We start from the raw sequence: 19876 nt of genomic DNA, 5'->3' as shown, positions 1-19876 counted from the left end.
TTGTCAGGGGGACGAGCGACGTCTCGTACGAACAGGGGGCTTCCATGACCGACAACAGTCACGAGAGCGTGCCGAGCAGGCAGCGCAGGCGATTCCCGGGTATCTCCTCCCGGGCGTACGAACACCCGGCGGACCGCTCGGCCCTGGTGGCCCTGCGCAAGCTGAGCGGTTTCGACACCGTGTTCAAGGCCCTCAGCGGACTGCTCCCGGAGCGCAGCCTGCGGCTGCTCTTCCTGTCGGACTCCGTCCGGGTGAGCGACGCACAGTTCACCCACCTCAACGACATGCTGCGGGACGCCTGTTACATCCTGGACCTGGAGAAGGTCCCGCCCATGTACGTCAATCAGGACCCGCAGCCGAATGCCATGTGCATCGGTCTCGACGAGCCGATCATCGTCGTGACGACGGGCCTGGTGGAGCTGCTCGACGAGGAGGAGATGCGGGCGGTCGTGGGCCATGAGGTGGGCCACGCGCTCTCCGGTCACGCGGTGTACCGGACGATACTTCTCTTCCTGACCGGCCTCGCTCTCAAGGTGGCCTGGATCCCGCTCGGCAACGTCGCGATCATGGCGATCGTGACGGCGCTGCGCGAGTGGTTCCGCAAGTCGGAGCTGTCCGCGGACCGGGCCGGACTTCTCGTCGGGCAGGACCAGCAGGCGTCGATGCGCGGCCTGATGAAGATCGCGGGCGGCAATCACCTCCACGAGATGAATGTGGATGCCTTCCTCGCCCAGGCCGACGAGTACGAGAAGGGCGGCGATCTGCGCGATTCCGTGCTCAAGATCCTCAACGTGCTGCCCCGCTCCCACCCCTTCACCACCGTGCGGGCGGCCGAGCTGAAGAAGTGGTCGGAGACCCGCGAGTACCAGCGGATCATGGACGGCCACTACCCCAAGCGCGAAGAGGACAAGGACACCTCGGTGACCGACTCCTTCCGGGAGTCCGCATCGCACTACGCGGACACGGTGCGCACCAGCAAGGACCCGCTGATGAAGCTCGTCGGTGACATCGCAGGCGGTGCGGGTGACCTGGGGGGCAAGCTCCGGGACAAGTTCACCGGGGCGAATGGCGGGAGCGGCGGTGGGGCCGCGGGCAAGGGCGGAGCCCCGTCCTCGGACTCTACGGACGGCTCCGATGGGACCTGGAGGCGTCAGGACCCGGAAGAGGGCTCGGCGCCGGCGGGGGGCTGACCGCAAGGGTGCCGCACAGCGCCGCGGTGGGCAGGCCCGTGGCATACGGGTCCGTACCGGCCGGTCCCCGGGTGTCGGCCCGCTCGCCGGCGAACAGCGGACGCAGTGCGCCTGCCGCATCGGCGGAGCACGCCTGCGGCCCGGCCTGGACGTAGGCGCTCCGCACCTCCAGCCGGTGCAGCCGGAGGTCCTCCCGGTCCACGAGGAAGTGCATCTCGCGCCGCACGGTGAACAGTGAGGCGCCGTCCGCGCGGTGGGGACCGGATACGGCCGGGCGCAGGGCGTACGTGAAGGTGTGGTCGGACACCACCTCCAGAGTGTCCGACCCCGCCTCCGCGTAGGAGAACGTGCCCTGGACCCGGATCTCCGGGTCCGCGAGTTCCACCTCGGCCGGGTCGAAGCGCACGAGCCAGCCCGTCGCCATGTGCTGGCCGTCCCTGTCGGGTGCGCTCATGCTCCGGTCGAACTGGGGCGTCTGGTCCGGGTCGATCAGCCGCCCGACCGGCCGGACGATGCCACCGGTGAGCACATCGGGGTCGAGCGAGGACTCCACCAGGTAGTCCTTGGCCGTGATCAGGGCTGTCGTCACCTGACTGTCCGAGAAGTTCTTCGTCCGCCGGACCACCGGCAGGTTGATGCCCGCCGCGCCGGTCCGGTAGCCCGCTGCCGGGCCGGTGGCGAAGAGCGAGTCAGGGGTCCCGCCCGGCACGGCGCCCCGGGGGGCGAGTGGAATCAGAGTCGTCCGCAAGGGCTCGGCATGCCTGCCCGCGGGCGTCGGATAGGGGTTGCGGAAGCCCACGTAGACCGCGGCGGCGAAAGCAAGCGCGATGAGCACGACCAGGGCGACAGCGGCCCGGGAGCGCCGTCGGCCGGCGCGGCCGGGCAGGGAACGCACGGCGCGGGCGTGATCGCCCATCCGTTCCTGGGCGGAGAACTCCTGCAGACGGGCAGCACGGACAAACGATTCGTCGAAGACGAGGGAGCGGTACTCGTCCTCACCGCTCGATGAGTTCTCGGGCGGACCTTCCGGCGGTTCTCCGCGGCCTGTCATGACTTCTCCCGATCTCCACGCCACCGGCGAGGGCGGGCGCTGGGGCCGGCCCTGGGCCGATGGGCACCGGGCCGGCCTGTCCGTCACGGGTTCGACGCAGGGATAAGTGAAGGGCCCTCTCCCCGGGGACGGGGACGGGAGGAGGGATCACGGGGTCATACCTTCAGATTGGGTCGATCCTCATCAAGGTAAACGCCGTGCAGGTGGGAGCGCAGGCGGAGAAGCCCGCGGTTACGCCACCGGGTTAGGCCTTTGCCGGCCCCACCGGATTGCCCCACCCGCGTGACGCCGACCGCCCCGCGCGCCGGGGACGGCTGCGCCGGAGGCCGGACGCCGGAGGATGTTGCGCCGAGGGCGGCACGGTATGCCGCCCGTGCGTCAGGCCCGTACGTGGGTCACGGTGTGCGTGGGATCGCGGAGACCGCCGGGCGGGAGTAGTCGGCCGATGCGGAGGGGGCGACGCCGGGCTTGTCGACCCCGCTCGTCACCGGCGGCGGGACCTGGTCCTGCCGGTTGCCGGCGGCGCCGCGGTAGACGGCGCTGAAGGCCAGCGCGACCATGCCGATACCCATCAGCACGGCCAGCAGCCAGGCGACCGGCCGGTGCCAGCGGGCGCTGCCACGGTAGGGGCGCAGAGCCCCGCCGTGACGCCCGTAGGGGCCGCTGTCGTCCTCGTAGTCACCGTCGGGGCCTTCCAGGTCACAAGGATCCCCGAAGGCCCGCTCACGGCCGTACAGGCCGTCGGGCCCGTAGCCGTCGTCGTGGAGGTCGTCGTCCATGGTGCCGCCGCGCGAATGCGCCCTGGCCGCCTCGGCCTCCGCGCGCGCCTCAGCGGCGGCGAGCAGCCGCTCGACGGCGGTGGGTTCGTGGATCTCGGCGGACCGGACGAAGTCCTCGTCGAACACCACGGAGGCGAAGTCCTCGTCCGCGCCCCCGCGGTCGTCGTCGGGCTCCCAGCCGTCCGGGAACGGCCTGCCCCCCACGTCGTCCGGCACAGCTTCAGCGTAGCCCCGGCGGGGCGTTTTGGGCAGAGAGCCCACACATTCACCCACCCCGCCGGGTGCGCACCCGGTTACCGGATGTGGCCGTCGCCGGTGACGATGTACTTCGTCGAGGTCAGCTCCGGCAGCCCCATCGGCCCGCGGGCATGCAGCTTCTGCGTGGAGATGCCGATCTCCGCGCCGAAGCCGAACTGCCCGCCGTCCGTGAAGCGCGTGGAGGCGTTCACGGCGACCGTCGTGGAATCCACCAATTGGGTGAACCGGCGGGCCGCCGCCTGTGACGTGGTCACGATGGCCTCGGTGTGGCCCGAGGACCAGAGCCGGATGTGCGCCACGGCCGCATCCAACGACTCCACGACGGCCGCCGCGATGTCGTACGAGAGGTACTCGGTCTCCCAGTCCTCCGGCGTCGCCGCGACGACGGTGGCCTTGGACCCCTCCGCGTACTCCAGCACCCGCTCGTCACCGTGGACGGTGACCCCTGCGTCGGCCAGCGCCTCCAGGGCGCGCGGCAGGAAGTCCGCGGCGACGTCCTTGTGGACCAGGAGCGTCTCCGCGGAGTTGCAGACGCTCGGGCGCTGCGCCTTGGAGTTGATCAGGATGTCGACGGCCATGTCGAGGTCGGTCTGCGCGTCGACGTACACATGGCAGTTGCCGGTGCCGGTCTCGATGACGGGGACGGTGGACTCCTCCACGACCGTACGGATCAGCGAGGCGCCGCCGCGCGGGATCAGCACGTCGACGAGGCCGCGGGCACGCATCAGCTCGCGTACGGAGTCGCGGTTCTCCCCCGGGACCAGCTGCACCGCGTCGGCCGGGAGGCCCGACCCGCCCACCGCGTCCCGGAGCACCCGTACGAGGGCGGTGTTGGAGGCGTAGGCGGAGGACGATCCGCGCAGCAGTACGGCGTTCCCGGACTTCAGGCAGAGGGCCGCGGCGTCGACCGTCACATTGGGCCGGGCCTCGTAGATGATGCCGACCACGCCGAGCGGCACCCGCACCTGGCGGAGGTCGATGCCGTTGGGGAGGGTGGATCCGCGTACCACTTCGCCGACCGGGTCGGGCAGGGCCGCCACGTCGCGCACATCGGCGGCGATCGCGCGGATCCGCTCGGGGGTGAGGGTGAGCCGGTCGACGATCGACTCGCTCGTACCGGCCTCGCGTGCGCGCTCGACGTCCTCGGCGTTGGCCGCGACGATCTCGCTGGTACGCACCTCGAGCGCGTCCGCGATCGCCAGCAGGGCGTCGTCCTTCGCCGAGCGCGGCAGCGGGGCGATGTCGGCGGCGGCGGCGCGTGCACGGTAGGCGGCCCGGGCGACCGGGGACATGTTGTCGTACGGCGAAAGCGTGGTCATGCCCGCAGGGTAGTGCGCACACTGCGGGCATCCGTCACGTATCCCGTGATGCGAGACAAGCACGCCGGTACCTGTGCACCCTGCGACGTACGCCCGGTCAGTACGGGTGCACCCCGACCGGGGCCGCCGGTGGCGGGCCGTAGCCCTCGGCGATGCGCTGGTGGTACGTCTCCCGGTCGATGACCTCCAGGCCGACGATCTCCCATGGCGGAAGCTTGGCGCTCGACCGGTGCTCACCCCAGAGGCGCAGCGCGACCGCTGCCGCGTCGTGCAGGTCGCGCGCCTCTTCCCAGTAGCGGATCTCCGCATGGTCGTTGGCGTACCGGCTGGTCAGCAGGAACGGGTGGTCGTGCGCCAGCTGCTCAAGGCCGCGTCTGACCTCCTTCAGCGGGGTCTCGCTGCCGGAGACGCTGAGGGTGATGTGCCACAGCTTCGACTGGGTCCGCTCCTCCTCCGTCACCACCGGTTCCTGCTCGAGGGTCTGGTCGCTGCGCGAACCGATGAAATCGGCCCCCGCTCCGACGCTGGTCAGGGCGCGGCTGCCCGTTCCGCGGGGCAGCGCCCCCGGGCGCGCTCGTCTCACCGGCGGCCTCCTGTGAATGTGTAGCTGTGCTGACCCCTTGTATCCCCGTGACAAAGTTGACCAGTCCGGGGCCGGGTGTGGGGCGGTTTTGGTGAAGGTCTCTGCCCGAAGGCTGGACTTTCAGCCGTTTCAGGGGGTGCGGCGGGGCGCGAGGACGACGAGATCGTCCCTGTGTACGACCTCGCGCTCGTACGAGGGGCCGAGCTCCCGTGCCAGGTCGCGGGTGGAGCGGCCGAGCAGCTGGGGGATCTCCTTGGCGTCGAAGTTGACGAGCCCCCGGGCGACGGCCCGGCCGGCGGCGTCGCGCAGCTCCACCGGGTCCCCTGCGGAGAACTCGCCCTCGACTGCGGAGATTCCGGCCGGCAGCAGAGAGGTACGGCGCTCGACAACGGCCTCGACCGCTCCGTCGTCCAGGGTCAGCGCGCCCAGCGGGGTCGACGCGTGGGCCAGCCAGAGCAGCCGGTCGGCCGAACGGCGCCCGGTGCGGTGGAAGTACGTACCGGTGTCGCGGCCCGCGAGGGCGTCCGCGACCCGGCTCGCGGAGGTGAGGACGACGGGGACTCCGGCGGCGGTGGCGATCTGCGCGGCCTCGACCTTGGTGACCATGCCTCCGGTGCCGACGCCGGCCTTGCCCGCGCTGCCGATCGTGATGCCTTCCAGATCCGCGGGGCCGCTCACCTCGGCGATGCGGGAGGTGCCGGGGGTACTGGGGTCGCCGTCGTAGAGACCGTCCACGTCCGAGAGGAGGACGAGGAGGTCGGCATGGACGAGATGGGCGACGAGCGCGGCGAGCCGGTCGTTGTCGCCGAACCGGATCTCGTCGGTGGCAACGGTGTCGTTCTCGTTGACGACGGGGAACGCGCCCATCTCCAGGAGCTGGTCGAGCGTGCTGTACGCGTTGCGGTAGTGGGCGCGCCGACTCGTGTCGTCGGCGGTGAGGAGCACCTGGCCGACGCGTACGCCGTAGCGGGCGAAGGACGCCGTGTACCGGGCGACGAGCAGGCCCTGCCCGACGCTGGCGGCGGCCTGCTGGCGGGCCAGGTCCTTGGGTCTGCGGACGAGTCCGAGGGGGGCGAGTCCGGCCGCGATCGCTCCGCTGGAGACCAGGACGATCTCGCGCTCCCCGCCGCTCCTGACCTTGGCGAGTACGTCGACGAGGGCATCGACCCGGTCGGCGTCGAGGCCGCCCGACGCCGTGGTGAGCGAGGAGGATCCGACCTTGACCACGATCCTGCAGGCGTCGGTCACGCCCGGCCTTCGCCCCGCGCCGTCCCCGGAGGGTGTGCGGAGTGCGCCTTCGGTATCCCTTGCCCCTGACACGTACGCCCGTCCCCATCACGTCGTCCTGTTCGGTGACCACAATCTACGCGAGGAGGCCGGAGCCGCGCTGTGCCGTCTCAGCGCGGACGGACGGCCTGCGCCGTGCCGTCCCGATGCAGACGGACAGGCCCGCGCCGCCCTGTGACATGCCACCGAAATGAGCCATTTACGTAATCTCCACCGGTCATTCATCGGGCTACGCTTTACGCGTGACAGATGAACCTTCCCGCAAGAGACGCATTCTTCTCAGATCGGGCAAAAGCCCCTTCGATGTGGCCTCGCTCGAACAGTCCCTCCACAGAGATGTCTTCGCGACCAACGCGGGCAACTTGATCTTCAGCGACGCGGCGCACAAGATTCTGACGACTCCGCGGGCAGAGGTCTTCTCCAACGGAATCCGTACGGACCCGTCGGCGGCCGAGCGCATAAACGAGGAGTACGACGCATTCGTCGTGCCTCTCGCGAACGCCTTCCGCCCGACCTTCGAGCGGCCGCTGAAGCGGATGACGCAGCTGATCAAGAAGCTGCGCATTCCCGTCGTCGTTCTGGGTGTCGGCGCGCAGGCCAGCCTCGACTACGACGCGTCCCGGCTGAAGCCGATGGAGCCGACCGTCAGGGAATTCGTCACAGAGGTGCTCAACCGCAGCGCGTCCATCGGTGTGCGTGGCGAGTTCACCGAGCAGTACCTCAAGGACATGGGATTCCGGGACGTCGAAGTCATCGGCTGCCCCTCCATGTTCCTGAACGGCGATACGTTCCGGGTCGAGAAGAGGACCGAGGCGCTGACCGCGGACTCTCTCGTCTCGGTGAACGGCTCACACAGCGCCGTACGCTCGCACGGCCTCGACGCCATCATCCGGCAGGCCCACGAGCGCTATCCGCATCTGCGGTTCGTCGGGCAGAACCTGCTCGAGGCGCAGCTGCTGCACTGGCGGGAGACGTCGAACCCGATCGGCGCCCAGGCCTCGATGCCGACCCACCCGTCCCACCCCATGTACCGCGAGGGCAAGGTCCGGCTCTACGTCGACCCGGTCACCTGGATCGACGAACTGCGCGCGTACGACTTCTCGTTCGGCTCCCGCATCCACGGCAACATCGCGGCGCTGCTGGCCGGTGTGCCGAGCACCGTGCTCTGCAGCGACTCCCGCACCCTCGAGCTGTGCAGGTACTTCGGCATCCCGCACCGCAAGATCACCGAGACCCCCAAGAACATCGACCCGGCCGAGCTGTACGCGGCGGCCGATTTCGGTGAGCTCGTGAACGGGCACAAGGAACGCTTCCTCCGCTTCACCGGATTCATGGAGAGGAACGGCCTGGAGAACACGTTCACCCATGGCGACGGCGGCGCGGCATTCGACGCGCAGCTGGGCAAGCTCTCCTTCCCGCCCGCCGTGCGCCCCTGGATCGACAGTGACCCGGAGTCGCTGAGCGGCCGGTTCAGCTGGATGCAGAGCCGCATGGAGGAACTCACCGCGCAGAACACCATGTTGAGGAGCCAGCTCGACAGGAAGAGCGGTCAGGTCAGCATCAAGGTGCAGGCGGGTGACGGTGCGGCCGCCTGGCCGTCGGCCTACCGGCGCGCCCGCCGCGTGGTGGGCCGTCCGGTCAGGAAGCTGCTGCGCCCCGAGCAGTAGGGAAGGAAGGTCCACTGTCGCAGCGGGGCGCGCTCCTGCGCGGGCTCAGACCTTGTGTGCCCGCTGCGGCATGTGCAGGGTGGTCCGGGCCACCCTGCGGGCCTTGCGTGCCAGGCGCCGCACGAAGACGGCAGTGGACTGTGTGACCGGCGGCGCCTCGGTCCGCCCTTCGGCGAACCGTTCGGTCACGGTCACCTCGTACGCCGAGTCGGGCAGCCCGGCGCGCTCCCCGAAGTGCGGATAGGCCAGGTAGAGCCGCCCCTTGAGCCCCTTCCGGACGGCCTTCGGCTCGTGCTTGTCCTTGATGAACTGCAGGATGTCCAGGAGCAGATCGAGCCTGCCCTTCGACACACAGAGCATGCGCAGCCGTTCCTGGACCCTGAGGCGGCCGGCCAGCCCCGCCGACCAGTAGGCGTCCAGGAGCGGGGCGCCCAGCTCCATCTTCTTGGCCCGTACGGCCTCGGACTGCCTGAGGAGCACGGGGCCGAACTGCGGGAGCAGTGTGACGACGAACGGCCTGACCATCAGGGCGTCCCGCCGGGGCCCGGGCGGAAGGTGTGCGGCTATGAGCCCCATCAGCGCGCGGGCCGAATCGAAACGCAGCTGGTAACTGCCGCTCTTCGTCACGTGTTTGCCGTCGTCCCTGCCGACCAGGTAGTAGCAGACGTGGTCGGCGACGACGGAGACGCCGTTGCCCCGCAGATACGCCTCCATGGTGAAGAGCGCGTCCTCGCCGGTCTTCAGTCCCTCGTCGAAGGTCATTCCGAACCGCGTGAGGAGTTCCCGCCGGAACAGCTTCTGGGCACTCAGCGTGAATTTGATGTTGGAGGAATGGACGTCGGTGCGTTCGACGGTTTCCTTCCACATCGACTTCGCGGCACCGCGGTTGACTCCGACGACCTTGCCCAGCACCACATCCGTGCCGGCCCGGTCGCCCATCGCGACCATCCGCTCCAGGGCCTCCTCGCCGAAGTAGTCGTCCGCGTCAAGGAAGAAGACGTACCGGCCGCGGGCGAGCCCGAGGCCGACATTGCGCGGGCCGCTCGGCCCTCCCGAGTTCTCCTGGCGGATGACACGCATGTCGATCGCGGTCCTGGCGGCGAATTCCTCCAGGTACTCCCCCGTCCCGTCGGTGGAGCCGTCGTCCACGGCGACGATCTCCATGCGTCCGGCGGGAAGTGTCTGCGCTTCGACGGATTCCAGGCAGCGGATCAGATAGGGCATCGCCTCATAGGCCCCGATTATGACGCTGACATCTGGCGTGCTGCTGCTCATCGCTCCCCGGTCTGTACATATCCGTATCAATCAGGAGAAACGATAGAGCGTTGTTCGATCACCTGCTCTGTGCACGGACACGCCGAACGGCCCGTACGTTCCCCTCCCGAAGGAGGAGACGGACGGGCCGTCGAGGGGGTTGCGTCACCATCCGGACGACTTTCGAACATCTGGATGACGGCTGGATTACATCTGGTGGCCGGTACTGATCAGGCCATCAGCGGGACACCGTGGGACCTGCGCCGATGCTCGCGTCGGCCTCCGAAACGGCCGTCTCATCGGGATCGGCCGCTGCCACAGCCTCGGCGGTGACCGCAGCCGCACCGTCGCCGGCACCACTGGATTCGGCCTCGGGGTCGGGCAAGGGGGCGGGCTGCTCACCGATGCGCTGGGCGACGCCCGCGTTGCGCGCCTCGGCCTTGGCCGAGAGTGTCCGCACGGCGACGTCGAACCGTTCCAGGGAGGTCGGCTCGTCCGGACCCAGCAGATAGCTCTTCAGCTCGCGGCGGGCCTCGGTCAGCGGGTCCGCCTTCGGGTCGGCGACCGCGTTCAGGAGCTCGCCGATCTCCTCGGCGCTGTTGGAGAGGACGACGGCGGCCCGTACGGCGGTGTTCTGGCGCTTGAACTCCTCCGCGCCGAGCTCCGCCGAGTCAGTGACGGCGTACGGCTTGCCGCTCGCGATGAAGTCGGACACCACACTGGAGATGTCCGAGACCATGGCATCGGCCTGGTTGAAGCAGTCGTACAGCTTGGGCTGCGAGCCGGTCACCGTCCGGTGCTCCCACCAGCCGAAGGAACGCCAGTACGCGTCGTTCCACTCGGCCCGCAGGGTGGCCATCTCGGCCTGGCGTGCCGGGTCGGCGAGCGAGACCCGCGACTCCTCCGACTCGTCCCCGCCGGCCCGGCCGGGCCGGGCCAGTACGTCCAGCCGTGCCTCGATCCGCGTCAGCTCGGCCTGCGCCGCACGCTGATCCGCGGCGGCCTTGCCGGCCTCCCCGGCCCAGCGGGGGTCGGCGGCGCGCGCCTGGGCCGCCTTGGCGACCCGGGCAACGATCCGGGCGTGCACGGCCTTGGCCTTGGCACTGCGGATGCCGGTGAACGGGTGCGGCTTGTAGATGACCCGGACGGGCTGGTCCGCGTCGAGCAGCCGACGCACGATGTTCTCCCCGGCCAGCAGCAGGGAGGTGTTGCCGGGGTTGTCGTCCCAGCCTTCCCAGGTCGGGGCGTACAGAACTGTCGGAATGGGGTTCTTCGCGGTGCCGGTCCAGCTCGTGATGGGCGCCAGCTGCGGGCGTCCGACCTCGACGATGTCCTCGTCGCGGATGCCGACATCGGCGAGCGCGTACCGGTCGCGGCCCGCGCGGCCGGCCGTCCACACCTCGTCGTACACCTTGGAGTACGGGTTGACGCTGGCGAGCTTGTCGCTGTCGCCGTGGCCGATGAAGACGTGCTTCATCGTCGGGACGCGGAGCATGTGGATGTTCTTGCCGACGTTCGCCGGATACAGGCAGACCCGCACGGTGGAGAGGTTCAGATTCATCAGGTGGGTGCCCGCGGGGATGCAGACCACCGGTACGGAGGTCTCGGCGAGCATGGACACCAGGGGGCGCTCCCGCATGACGATCAGCGGCCGGCCCTCTATGCCTGCCATGGTGTCCAGCCACATGTTGACCTGGTACGCCGACTCGTTGGAGCCGGAGAAGTACAGGACGACGGTCGGCTGGTACTCGTTCAGCCAGGTGTCCAGGGCCTTGAGCACGGCGGGGGCGGTCGGCACCCGGCGGGCCCGGCGCAGGTACGGGACGAGCAGGGCGTTGTAGAGGACGGCCAGCAGCACCGTCACTCCGGCCCCGACGAAGCCGATGATCTCCTGGCCCGTTCCGGCGGCGATCAGGATGCCTGCCACCGCGGGGATGTCCAGGTGGAGCATCTTCTCGGCGGAGCGGTGCAGCAGCGCGCGCGGCGGGGCGTCGGCGATGCGGACGGCATGCAGGTCCACGTTGCGGGTGACGATCGGCATCGTGCGGCGGAGCCGGATGAGCGTCGTCAGGGCGCCGTGCGGTGCCTGGAGGCCGTAGAAGACGAGGAAGCAGGCGACCGCCGCGTAGAAGATCGGCTCCTCGGCGAGATCCAGCCGCGCGAGCAGCAGGATGATCATCAGCTGGCGGAGCAGGAAGCGGATCGGCAGTCCCGCCCGCACCTTGCCGAGCCGGTTGACCAGATAACTGCCACGCTGGTGCAGGAACCAGTCCGTGAAGTACGTGACAGCCGTGGCCGCCGCGAAGAACCAGATATCGGGGAGAAGCGCGGCAATCATGACGCAGGGGTATCCCAGCGTCATCAGTATCGCTGCCGCCAGTTCTGACCGACTGCCCACACGGGCCAGGCGAATGGCTGTCGAAATCACGAAGAACCTGCTCCAGGGGGTGCCGGTTGTTTCACGTATAGAGGGAAATGTGAAGATGCGGCTTCACGCACTCGGGCCTCTGCAGTCGCGTTTCAGCGATAACAGAGGCCCGTTAAAGTACATTTGTCAAGAATTATTACACATCTTCCTGACGGTCCAGCACCGAGGCGAGTGCCTGCTCGAATCCGGAGGATTCGGCGACGTCACGCGTCGGGTCCTGCTGGCGTACGTCGATGACGTGACCCGTCATCGCCGAGAGCAGGACGTCCAGCGAGGTGCGTGCCACCGCCTCGGAGGAGAGCAGCGAGCCTTCCGGCTCCTGGCCGAACGCCTTGGTCCGCATCGGGGTCGCGGTGCGCTCCGGGTTCACACAGTTGACCCGGATCCCGTCGCCGGCCCACTCGTCCGCGAGCGCCTGGGTGAGGTTCACCATGGCGGCCTTGGTGGAGGAGTAGAGGCTGTACTCGGCGCGGCCGCGGGTGTAGCTGCTGGAGGTGTAGAGCAGCAGCTGACCCTGGGTCTCCGCCAGGTACTTGTACGAGGCGCGGGCGATCTGGACGGGCGCCAGGTAGTTGACGTTCAGCGCTTCCTGGATCGTCGTGTTGTCGGTCTCGGCCAGCTTGCCGATGCGCAGCACGCCCGCGGTGTTGATGACGTAGTCGACGCGACCGGTCTCGGCGTACGCCTTGGAGAGCGCGTCGTCCACGTGCTCCGGGTTCTCGACGTGGGTACCGGTGGTCGAACGGCCCAGCGCGTACACGCTGGCGCCGTACTGCTCGGCCAGCGTGGCGATGTCCGCGCCGATCCCGTACGAACCGCCGAAGACGACCAGGGTCTTGCCCGAGAGCAGCTCCCGGTAGGCGGCCTCGTCGGCCTGGCGCGGGGCCGCAGTGGAGGCCAGCTGGAAGAGCTTGTCGGTGATGAAGACGTCGACCGGCTGGGTCACCTTCATGTTGTACTCGTCGCCCGCGACCACGTAGATCGGCACGTCGGGGAGGTACCGCAGGACCACCGAACAGTCGTCGGTGGCCTGGAAGTTCGGGTCGCCCGCCGCGATCGCGTACGCCTTGCGGATCGTGGAGAGCTTGAAGGCCTGCGGGGTCTGGCCGCGGCGCAGCCGGGACCGGTCCGGGACCTCGGTGATGAATTCCCCGTCCTCGCCGTGCGTGCGGGTCACGATGATCGTGTCCGCGGACGGGATGGCGACGTCGACGGCCTGGTAGCGGTCGAGGGCGTCGACACAGTCCTTGATGACGCGCTGTGACAGAAGCGGACGGACGGCGTCATGGAAGAGGACGTTGCGGTCCTCACCCTCCGCGAGCCCTTCGCCGAGCGCCGCGATGGCACGCTCGGTGGTCTCGTTGCGGGTGTTGCCGCCTTCGATGATCTTGATGACCTTGGTCAGTCCGGCCTTGGCGACGATCTTCTCGACGTCGGGCACGAAGCCCGGCGCCATCAGCACGATGACATCGTCGATGTCCTCGGCGTTCTCGAAGATGGACAGCGTGTGCTCGATGACTGCCTTACCGGCGATCTTCAGCAGCTGCTTGGGGATCGCCAGTCCCACGCGCTGACCGGTACCACCGGCGAGCACGACCGCTGTGGTCCGGGGCTTGGCTTCATGCGGCAAAGACACAGACGACCTACCTTGCGATGACAGGGGGGAACAGTGTGATGGTCGCACTCTCCGTGACCGTCTCGCAAGGCGGACGTCCACCGCTGCTCGCCTCCGCGAAACCCGCAGTTCACTGCCTGGCCAGGGAGGTTGGGCCGTGCCGGCCCCGTACGCGGAGTGACGGACTCCACAGACGTCTTACGCAATCCGCACATCATCGGCGACGTCACCGCCGCCACCTGGCAGTTCCCTGTGAAAACAGGGCGCTCCCCTGTGAGAACCGGGCGCCCTCCGTGCGGAGGGCGCCCGGCGGGGTGCCTAGAAGGGCTTGAAGTCGTCGTACTCGCGCTGAGCCTCGTCGCGCTCGCTCTCCCGCTCGCGGCGGCGCTGCTCGGCGGGCCGCGGTGCCTCGAGACGGTGGTCCTCGCCACGGCGCCCCAGCATCTCGGCGCCCGCCGTCAGGCTCGGCTCCCAGTCGAAGACGACCGCGTTCTCCTCGGCCCCGATGGCCACGCCGTCACCGGCCTGGGCACCTGCCTTGCGCAGCGCGTCCTCGACACCGAGGCGGTTGAGGCGGTCCGCGAGGTAGCCGACGGCCTCGTCGTTGTTGAAGTCGGTCTGGCTGATCCAGCGCTCGGGCTTCTCGCCGCGCACGCGGTAGATGCCCTCGTCGTCCCTCTTGACCGTGAAGCCCGCGTCGTCGACGGCCTTGGGACGGATGACGACCCGGGTCGACTCCTCCTTCGGCTTGGTGGCGCGCGCCTCGGCGATGATCCCGGCGAGGGCGTAACTGAGCTCGTTGAGGCCCTTGTGCGCGATGGCGGAGACCTCGAAGACGCGGTAGCCGCGCGCTTCCAGGTCCGGGCGGATCATGTCGGCGAGGTCCTGGCCGTCCGGGATGTCGACCTTGTTGAGGGCGACGATGCGCGGGCGGTTCTCGAGGCCGCCGTACAGCCGCAGCTCCTCCTCGATCATGTCGAGGTCGGAGACGGGGTCACGGTCCGACTCGAGCGTCGCGGTGTCCAGGACGTGCACGAGCACGGAGCAGCGCTCGACGTGCCTCAGGAACTCCAGGCCGAGGCCCTTGCCCTGGCTGGCGCCCGGGATGAGTCCGGGGACGTCCGCGATGGTGTAGACGGTCGAGCCCGCGGTGACGACGCCCAGGTTGGGCACGAGGGTCGTGAACGGGTAGTCCGCGATCTTCGGCTTGGCCGCGGAGAGCACCGAGATCAGCGAGGACTTGCCGGCGCTCGGGTAGCCGACGAGGGCGACGTCGGCGACGGTCTTGAGCTCCAGGACGATGTCCCGGCTCGTTCCCGGCTCGCCGAGCAGCGCGAAACCGGGCGCCTTGCGGCGCGCCGAGGCCAGCGCGGCGTTGCCGAGGCCGCCGCGGCCGCCCTGGCCCGCCACGAAGGTGGTGCCCTGGCCGACCATGTCCGCCAGGACGTTGCCGTCGCCGTCGAGGACGACGGTGCCGTCCGGGACGGGCAGCACCAGGTCCTGGCCGTCCTTGCCGGAGCGGTTGTCGCCCGCACCGGGCTGGCCGTTCGTGGCCTTGCGGTGGGGGCTGTGGTGGTAGTCCAGCAGCGTGGTGACGGCCTGCTCGACGACGAGGATCACGTCGCCCCCGCGTCCGCCGTTGCCCCCGTCGGGGCCGCCCAGCGGCTTGAACTTCTCACGGTGTACGGAGGCGCAGCCGTGGCCCCCGTTACCCGCGGCGGCATGCAGCTCGACGCGGTCCACGAAGGTGGTCATGGTTGGGGCCTCCAGGTAATGCGGATAAATACAGGAATGTCTTTAGACGTAACGCGCCGAGGGCGGACCCGCTTCCCCGATTACCGGGAAAGCTGAGATCCGCCCTCGGAAGGTGCTGTGTCGTTCAGTCGAAACCTGAAATCAGGCAGCGACGGGAACGATGTTCACGACCTTGCGGCCACGGTGCGTACCGAACTCCACCGCACCGGCGGTCAGCGCGAACAGCGTGTCGTCGCCGCCACGGCCGACGCCCGTGCCCGGGTGGAAGTGGGTACCGCGCTGGCGGACCAGGATCTCACCGGCGTTCACGGCCTGACCGCCGAAGCGCTTCACGCCGAGCCGCTGGGAATTTGAGTCGCGCCCGTTCCGAGTGGACGATGCGCCCTTCTTATGTGCCATGTCTCCTCAGTCCCTTACTTCGCAGCCGCGGGGATACCGGTGACCTTGATCGCCGTGTACTGCTGGCGGTGACCCTGGCGACGGCGGTAGCCGGTCTTGTTCTTGTAGCGAAGGATGTCGATCTTCGCACCCTTGTGGTGGTCCACGATCTCGGCCTGGACCTTGATGCCGTCCAGGACCCAGGGGTCGCTGGTCACGGCGTCGCCGTCGACAACGAGCAGGGTCGAGAGCTCGACCGTGTCGCCAACCTTGGCGGTGGGAATCTTGTCAACCTCAACGATGTCGCCGACAGCAACCTTGTGCTGGCGACCACCGCTGCGCACGATGGCGTACACGCGGATCTCTCTCTCACTCGGAACGGATCCCCCTGAAGCCAGCCGATCGCGCAGGCCGGGGCCCACGACAGTCCGGAAGGATGAGCGGCCTCTCACAGGGACGGATCCACCGCGAGGGATGTGCTCAGGGGTAGGCGCACGGAAACACGCCGAGGGTCAAGGCTACGGGGCCGCTGCGGAGGGGTCAAACCGGGTCGCGCCCCCGGCGCACCTCGCCTGGATCCGGGGGGTCGTATGCTCGCCGGGCAAGTCCGCTCTCCGGAAGGCGCAACACGTGAACTACAGGGTCCAGCCCACCGCCCAGGTCGATGGGAGTGCCGAGATCGGCGACGGCAGCAGCGTCTGGGAGCTCGCCCAGATCCGCGAGGGAGCCAGGCTCGGCGAGGGCTGCGTGGTCGGCCGTGGCGCTTACGTGGGCACCGGCGTGCAGATCGGCAACAACGTCAAGCTGCAGAACTACGCGCTCGTCTACGAGCCGGCCGAGCTCGGCGACGGGGTCTTCGTCGGTCCCGCTGTCGTTCTCACCAACGACCACAACCCGCGCTCCGTCGACCCCGAGGGCAAGCAGAAGCGCGGCGGCGACTGGGAGGCCGTCGGTGTGAAGGTCGCCGAGGGCGCTTCGCTCGGCGCCAGGTCCGTGTGTGTCGCGCCGGTACGGATCGGGGCCTGGGCCATGGTCGCCGCGGGCGCCGTGGTCACGAAGGACGTGCCGGACTTCGGCCTGGTCGTGGGCGTGCCCGCCCGCCGGATCGGCTGGGTGGGCCGGTCCGGTGTGAAGCTCGTCGAGCGTGCGGACGAGCCCGGTGTCTGGGAGTGCCCGCAGACGGGCACCCTGCACGACGAGAGCGACGGCGTACTCACGGAGCGTGCCGCCCGGGCGCTCTGACCCGAGGACGTCGAGCGCGCCCGCCCCGATGCCCCGGTCGGCATCGGGGCGGGCGTGCGTCGGGCCACCCGGCGTCTGCCGCGCGTTTGGTGGGCAGCCACTCTTCCGTTACCCACGCGAAGCCCGTACGGTCCGAGTTCCTGACTCGAACGTGGAGCTTCGCTGTGCTGACACCTCGCCTCTCCGACGAACGCCTCGTCGGTCTCGCACGCTGGGCCACCGACCGGATGGCACGCGTCAAGAACCCGGTCCTGGCGGAGCGGGTGCTCGGCGTGGCCGGTCACCGCATCCAGGACTCCCGGACCAGGGCCGACGTACTGGCGGATGCCGCGGAGGCCCGGCTCGCCCTCGGTTACATACCCCGCCATCTGACGCAGGCGTACGCGGCGGAACTGGCGTGTGCCGACGAGCACCACAAGGCCGGCCGGCGCAGCGCCGCCGCGGCCTCGGCCGCCAAGGCCCTGATCCTCGCCTTCCACCGGGTCGCCCACCTCGACAGCCTCGCCTCGCCGCTCGCCACCGACCCCGCCAGGTTCACGGCGCCGCTCCGCCGCAGCCGGGTGCTGCGGGCCCTGCGGGCGCCTCGCGGGCGCTCCGCTCCGGCAGCCGCGCCGCCCACCGACCGGCCGCTGCGGCTGCTCTTCGTCCACAGTGCGAACGCGAACTTCCTGCCGCCGATCCTCGACCGCTACCGGGCGCACCCGGACGTCGAGGTCCGCGTCATGAACACCGCGGACACCCCGGCGACGGCCCCGCTCGCCAAGGGCATGGGCCGGATGATCGGCTGCGGTATCGGGGGCGGGCGCGACTACGCCGCGCAGGCGGAGACGGCGCTGCGCCCGCACCTCGACTGGGCCGACGTCGTGTTCGTCGACTGGTGCACGGCTGCCGCCGCCTTCCTCACGCTCGTCGACCCCGGTACGACCCGGGTCGTGGTGCGTCTGCACAGTTTCGAGGCGTTCAGCTACTGGCCCCACCTGGTGGACTTCTCCCGTGTCGACGACGTGGTGTTCGTCAGCGAACACCTGCGGGACCTCGCCCTCGCTTCGCTCCCCCGGCTGCGGGAGCCGGGCGCTCCGGCCGTTCATGTCATCGACAACGCGGTCGACCTCACCCGTTTCCCGCTGCCCAAGAAGCCCGAGGCCCGGTTCACGCTCGGCCTGGTGGGCGCCGGCCAGGTCGCCAAGGATCCCCGCTGGGCCCTGGAGGTACTGCGGTTGTTGCGGCAGAAGGACAAGCGCTACCGCCTGCATCTGATCGGCAGTCCCATGAACCCGGCCGACAGCCCCGCCCTCGCCCGCTACCACGAGGCGTTCACCTCCGACCTGGCACCGCTCGTCTCCGCCGGGGCGGTCCAGGTGACTGGGCAGACGGACGACGTGCCCGCGGCGCTGACCGAGGTCGGGCTGATCCTCAGCACGTCCGTCCGCGAGAGCTGGCATCTGGGCCTGATCGAGGGAGCCGCGAGCGGCGCGGTCCCGGTCGTACGTGACTGGCCCTTCTTCGCGGACAAGCCGCGGGGTGCCCATTCGCTCTTTCCCGGCTCCTGGGTGGTGTCCTCGCCCGCCGAGGCGGCCGAGCGGATCCTCGCGGTCAACGAATCCGCGGAGAGCTGGCTCAAGGCCGGTCACGAGGCCTCCGAGCAGGCGATCTCGACCTGGGACTGGCAGACGGTCGGTCCGCACTTCGACCGGCTGCTGATCACCCGGTCCGCGGCGATCCCCGCCCAGAGGGCCGTACGGACCACGGCGGAGTGACGTGCGGCCGGGCCGCGGGCGCACGCACCCCGGTCACGGTCTGTTCATAGGCTCTTTAGGATGACCGGACACAGCACCGTCATCACGTGCCCAGTACAAGCCTAACGAGGCCGCCATGCCCCAGACCGAGGTCCAGGTGCCAAGCCAGCCGGCTGTCACCGCGACTGCCGTTCAGCCCAGTCCCGCCAGGGCGCCCGGGCCGCGGCTGCACGCCCTGGACGCGCTGCGGGTCGTCGCCGCGCTCGCCGTGCTCGCCTTTCACTTCACCGGGGTGGACGCCGCGACGAAGGCCAACTGGGGGGTGAACCCCAAGGAGCTGTTCCCGTGGCTCTTCCCGGTGACGTCCTACGGCTCCTACGGCGTCCAGCTCTTCTTCCTGATCAGCGGCTTCGTGATCTGCCTGTCCGCGTGGGACCGCACCCCGGGCCAGTTCGTGCGGGCCCGGTTCCTGCGCCTGTTCCCGGCCTACTGGTTCTCGGCCGCCGTCGCGTTCGCGGTCTGGCGCGCGCTGCCGGACGGCACGCGCACGGGTCCGAGCATCAGTGAGTCGCTGACGAACCTGACGATGCTCCAGGTGCCGTTGTCCGCCCAGCATCTGGTGGGCGCCTACTGGACGCTCTGGGCCGAGCTCACCTTCTACCTGATCTTCCTCCTGGTGATCTGGAAGGGCCTCGACTACCGCCGCGTCAGCGTCTTCTGCTGGCTGTGGCTGCTGGCGAGCGTGCTGATCCAGCAGGAGAACAACCAGGTGCCGATCCTCGGCATCTTCGCCCAGCCGCTCAACACCGCCCTGTTCGTCGGCGGCATCGCGATGTACCTGATGTACCGCTTCGGCCCGGACCTCAAGCTCTGGGGCCTGCTCGCCGCGAGCTGGCTGGTCATGCAGAGCGACCTGGTCCAGCACGCCGACGGTCTGCGCCACGACCGGGGCATGGACCGCCAGCCGTACGTGGCGCTGGCACTGGTGACCGTCTTCTACCTGCTCGTGCTGGCCGTCGCGCTCCACAAGCTCGACAGGATCCGCTGGACCGGGTTCGCCACCCTGGGCGCACTCGTCTACCCGCTGTACCTGCTGCACGAAGAGCTCGGCTGGGCCCTGATCCGGAACCTGTACGGACCTCTGGGCGCCTGGCCCACGCTCCTGGTGACCACGGCCGTCATCCTGCTGGCGGCCTGGCTGCTGCACCGGCTGGTGGAACGCCCCTCACAGCGCTGGCTGCGCGCCAGGCTGGACCGGGAGGCACGGGAGGCGGCGGCCCGCACCGAGCGGTCCAAGGCCGTCTGACACCCCTCCGGAACGGACGATGGGCCCC

Annotated in this window: 16 protein-coding genes; 5 read left to right on the top strand and 11 right to left on the bottom strand. The window is 69.5% G+C overall.

Features of this window, described 5'->3' with window-relative positions; all coding sequences use genetic code 11:
• The first annotated feature begins 44 nt into the window (after positions 1 to 44).
• Positions 45 to 1190: a M48 family metallopeptidase gene (locus tag OG257_RS25705; RefSeq protein ID WP_329211155.1), complete on the top strand. Its 1146-nt coding sequence runs from the start codon at positions 45 to 47 to the stop codon at positions 1188 to 1190.
• Here the strand turns inward: OG257_RS25705 and OG257_RS25700 are convergent.
• From OG257_RS25700 to proB, 5 genes are all read right to left on the bottom strand, one after another.
• Positions 1120 to 2241, bottom strand: a complete 1122-nt coding sequence (locus OG257_RS25700) for an SCO2583 family membrane protein (protein WP_329211153.1) — start codon at positions 2239 to 2241, stop codon at positions 1120 to 1122. The two genes, OG257_RS25705 and OG257_RS25700, sit on opposite strands and share 71 nt — an antisense overlap.
• A gap of 395 nt (positions 2242 to 2636) precedes the next feature.
• On the bottom strand, positions 2637 to 3236 hold the full coding sequence (locus OG257_RS25695) for an SCO2584 family spore wall biosynthesis protein (protein ID WP_329211152.1): 600 nt from the start codon (positions 3234 to 3236) through the stop codon (positions 2637 to 2639).
• A 77-nt stretch (positions 3237 to 3313) separates the two neighbouring features.
• Positions 3314 to 4597 (bottom strand): glutamate-5-semialdehyde dehydrogenase, encoded by a 1284-nt coding sequence (locus OG257_RS25690; RefSeq protein ID WP_329211151.1) that lies wholly within the window; start codon positions 4595 to 4597, stop codon positions 3314 to 3316.
• Positions 4598 to 4694: 97 nt separating this feature from the next.
• Positions 4695 to 5180, bottom strand: coding sequence for a hypothetical protein (locus OG257_RS25685; RefSeq protein ID WP_329211149.1), 486 nt, complete (start codon positions 5178 to 5180; stop codon positions 4695 to 4697).
• Positions 5181 to 5309: 129 nt separating this feature from the next.
• Positions 5310 to 6428, bottom strand: coding sequence for a glutamate 5-kinase (gene proB / locus OG257_RS25680; protein WP_329211147.1), 1119 nt, complete (start codon positions 6426 to 6428; stop codon positions 5310 to 5312).
• 281 nt (positions 6429 to 6709) lie between these two features.
• Here proB and OG257_RS25675 point away from each other — a divergent pair, with 281 nt between their 5' ends.
• A complete protein-coding gene (locus OG257_RS25675; RefSeq protein WP_329211146.1) occupies positions 6710 to 8134 on the top strand; it encodes a polysaccharide pyruvyl transferase family protein in 1425 nt (474 codons plus the stop codon).
• 45 nt (positions 8135 to 8179) lie between these two features.
• On the opposite strand, the gene OG257_RS25670 is transcribed toward OG257_RS25675, so the two are convergent.
• The 6 genes from OG257_RS25670 to rplU all read right to left on the bottom strand — a co-directional run bounded on the left by OG257_RS25670 (position 8180) and on the right by rplU (position 15920).
• Entirely contained in the window at positions 8180 to 9409 is a 1230-nt protein-coding gene (locus tag OG257_RS25670) for a glycosyltransferase family 2 protein (RefSeq protein ID WP_329211144.1), read from the bottom strand.
• Between the two features lie 217 nt (positions 9410 to 9626).
• Positions 9627 to 11726: a hypothetical protein gene (locus OG257_RS25665; RefSeq protein ID WP_329211143.1), complete on the bottom strand. Its 2100-nt coding sequence runs from the start codon at positions 11724 to 11726 to the stop codon at positions 9627 to 9629.
• A 226-nt stretch (positions 11727 to 11952) separates the two neighbouring features.
• Positions 11953 to 13452: a bifunctional cytidylyltransferase/SDR family oxidoreductase gene (locus OG257_RS25660; RefSeq protein ID WP_329211142.1), complete on the bottom strand. Its 1500-nt coding sequence runs from the start codon at positions 13450 to 13452 to the stop codon at positions 11953 to 11955.
• A gap of 297 nt (positions 13453 to 13749) precedes the next feature.
• Positions 13750 to 15186 (bottom strand): GTPase ObgE, encoded by a 1437-nt coding sequence (obgE, locus tag OG257_RS25655; RefSeq protein ID WP_329211140.1) that lies wholly within the window; start codon positions 15184 to 15186, stop codon positions 13750 to 13752.
• A 141-nt stretch (positions 15187 to 15327) separates the two neighbouring features.
• On the bottom strand, positions 15328 to 15585 hold the full coding sequence (gene rpmA / locus OG257_RS25650) for a 50S ribosomal protein L27 (protein WP_056785490.1): 258 nt from the start codon (positions 15583 to 15585) through the stop codon (positions 15328 to 15330).
• A 14-nt stretch (positions 15586 to 15599) separates the two neighbouring features.
• Positions 15600 to 15920 (bottom strand): 50S ribosomal protein L21, encoded by a 321-nt coding sequence (gene rplU, locus OG257_RS25645; protein ID WP_018551604.1) that lies wholly within the window; start codon positions 15918 to 15920, stop codon positions 15600 to 15602.
• A gap of 274 nt (positions 15921 to 16194) precedes the next feature.
• On the opposite strand from rplU, the gene OG257_RS25640 reads away from it, so the two are divergent.
• The 3 genes from OG257_RS25640 to OG257_RS25630 all read left to right on the top strand — a co-directional run bounded on the left by OG257_RS25640 (position 16195) and on the right by OG257_RS25630 (position 19848).
• On the top strand, positions 16195 to 16806 hold the full coding sequence (locus OG257_RS25640) for an acyltransferase (RefSeq protein ID WP_329211137.1): 612 nt from the start codon (positions 16195 to 16197) through the stop codon (positions 16804 to 16806).
• Positions 16807 to 16970: 164 nt separating this feature from the next.
• Positions 16971 to 18563 carry a glycosyltransferase gene (locus OG257_RS25635; RefSeq protein WP_329211136.1) on the top strand — a complete coding sequence of 531 codons (1593 nt, stop codon included), beginning with the start codon at positions 16971 to 16973 and terminating at the stop codon, positions 18561 to 18563.
• A gap of 115 nt (positions 18564 to 18678) precedes the next feature.
• Complete coding sequence (locus tag OG257_RS25630; RefSeq protein WP_329211134.1) at positions 18679 to 19848, top strand: acyltransferase family protein; 1170 nt, start codon at positions 18679 to 18681, stop codon at positions 19846 to 19848.
• Positions 19849 to 19876: the final 28 nt, after the last annotated feature.

Origin of the sequence: Streptomyces sp. NBC_00683 (genome assembly GCF_036226745.1) — a bacterium.
Lineage (GTDB): Bacteria > Actinomycetota > Actinomycetes > Streptomycetales > Streptomycetaceae > Streptomyces.
This window is presented reverse-complemented; position numbering and strand designations above follow the sequence as displayed.

Excerpts from the sequence above, each read along its gene's own strand:
- OG257_RS25705 (WP_329211155.1), top strand. The coding sequence starts at position 45 with ATGACCGACAACAGTCACGAGAGCGTGCCGAGCAGGCAGCGCAGGCGA.
- OG257_RS25700 (WP_329211153.1), bottom strand. The coding sequence starts at position 2,241 with ATGACAGGCCGCGGAGAACCGCCGGAAGGTCCGCCCGAGAACTCATCG.
- OG257_RS25690 (WP_329211151.1), bottom strand. The coding sequence starts at position 4,597 with ATGACCACGCTTTCGCCGTACGACAACATGTCCCCGGTCGCCCGGGCC.
- OG257_RS25670 (WP_329211144.1), bottom strand. The coding sequence starts at position 9,409 with ATGAGCAGCAGCACGCCAGATGTCAGCGTCATAATCGGGGCCTATGAG.
- OG257_RS25665 (WP_329211143.1), bottom strand. The coding sequence starts at position 11,726 with ATGATTGCCGCGCTTCTCCCCGATATCTGGTTCTTCGCGGCGGCCACG.
- obgE (WP_329211140.1), bottom strand. The coding sequence starts at position 15,186 with ATGACCACCTTCGTGGACCGCGTCGAGCTGCATGCCGCCGCGGGTAAC.
- rpmA (WP_056785490.1), bottom strand. The coding sequence starts at position 15,585 with ATGGCACATAAGAAGGGCGCATCGTCCACTCGGAACGGGCGCGACTCA.
- OG257_RS25630 (WP_329211134.1), top strand. The coding sequence starts at position 18,679 with ATGCCCCAGACCGAGGTCCAGGTGCCAAGCCAGCCGGCTGTCACCGCG.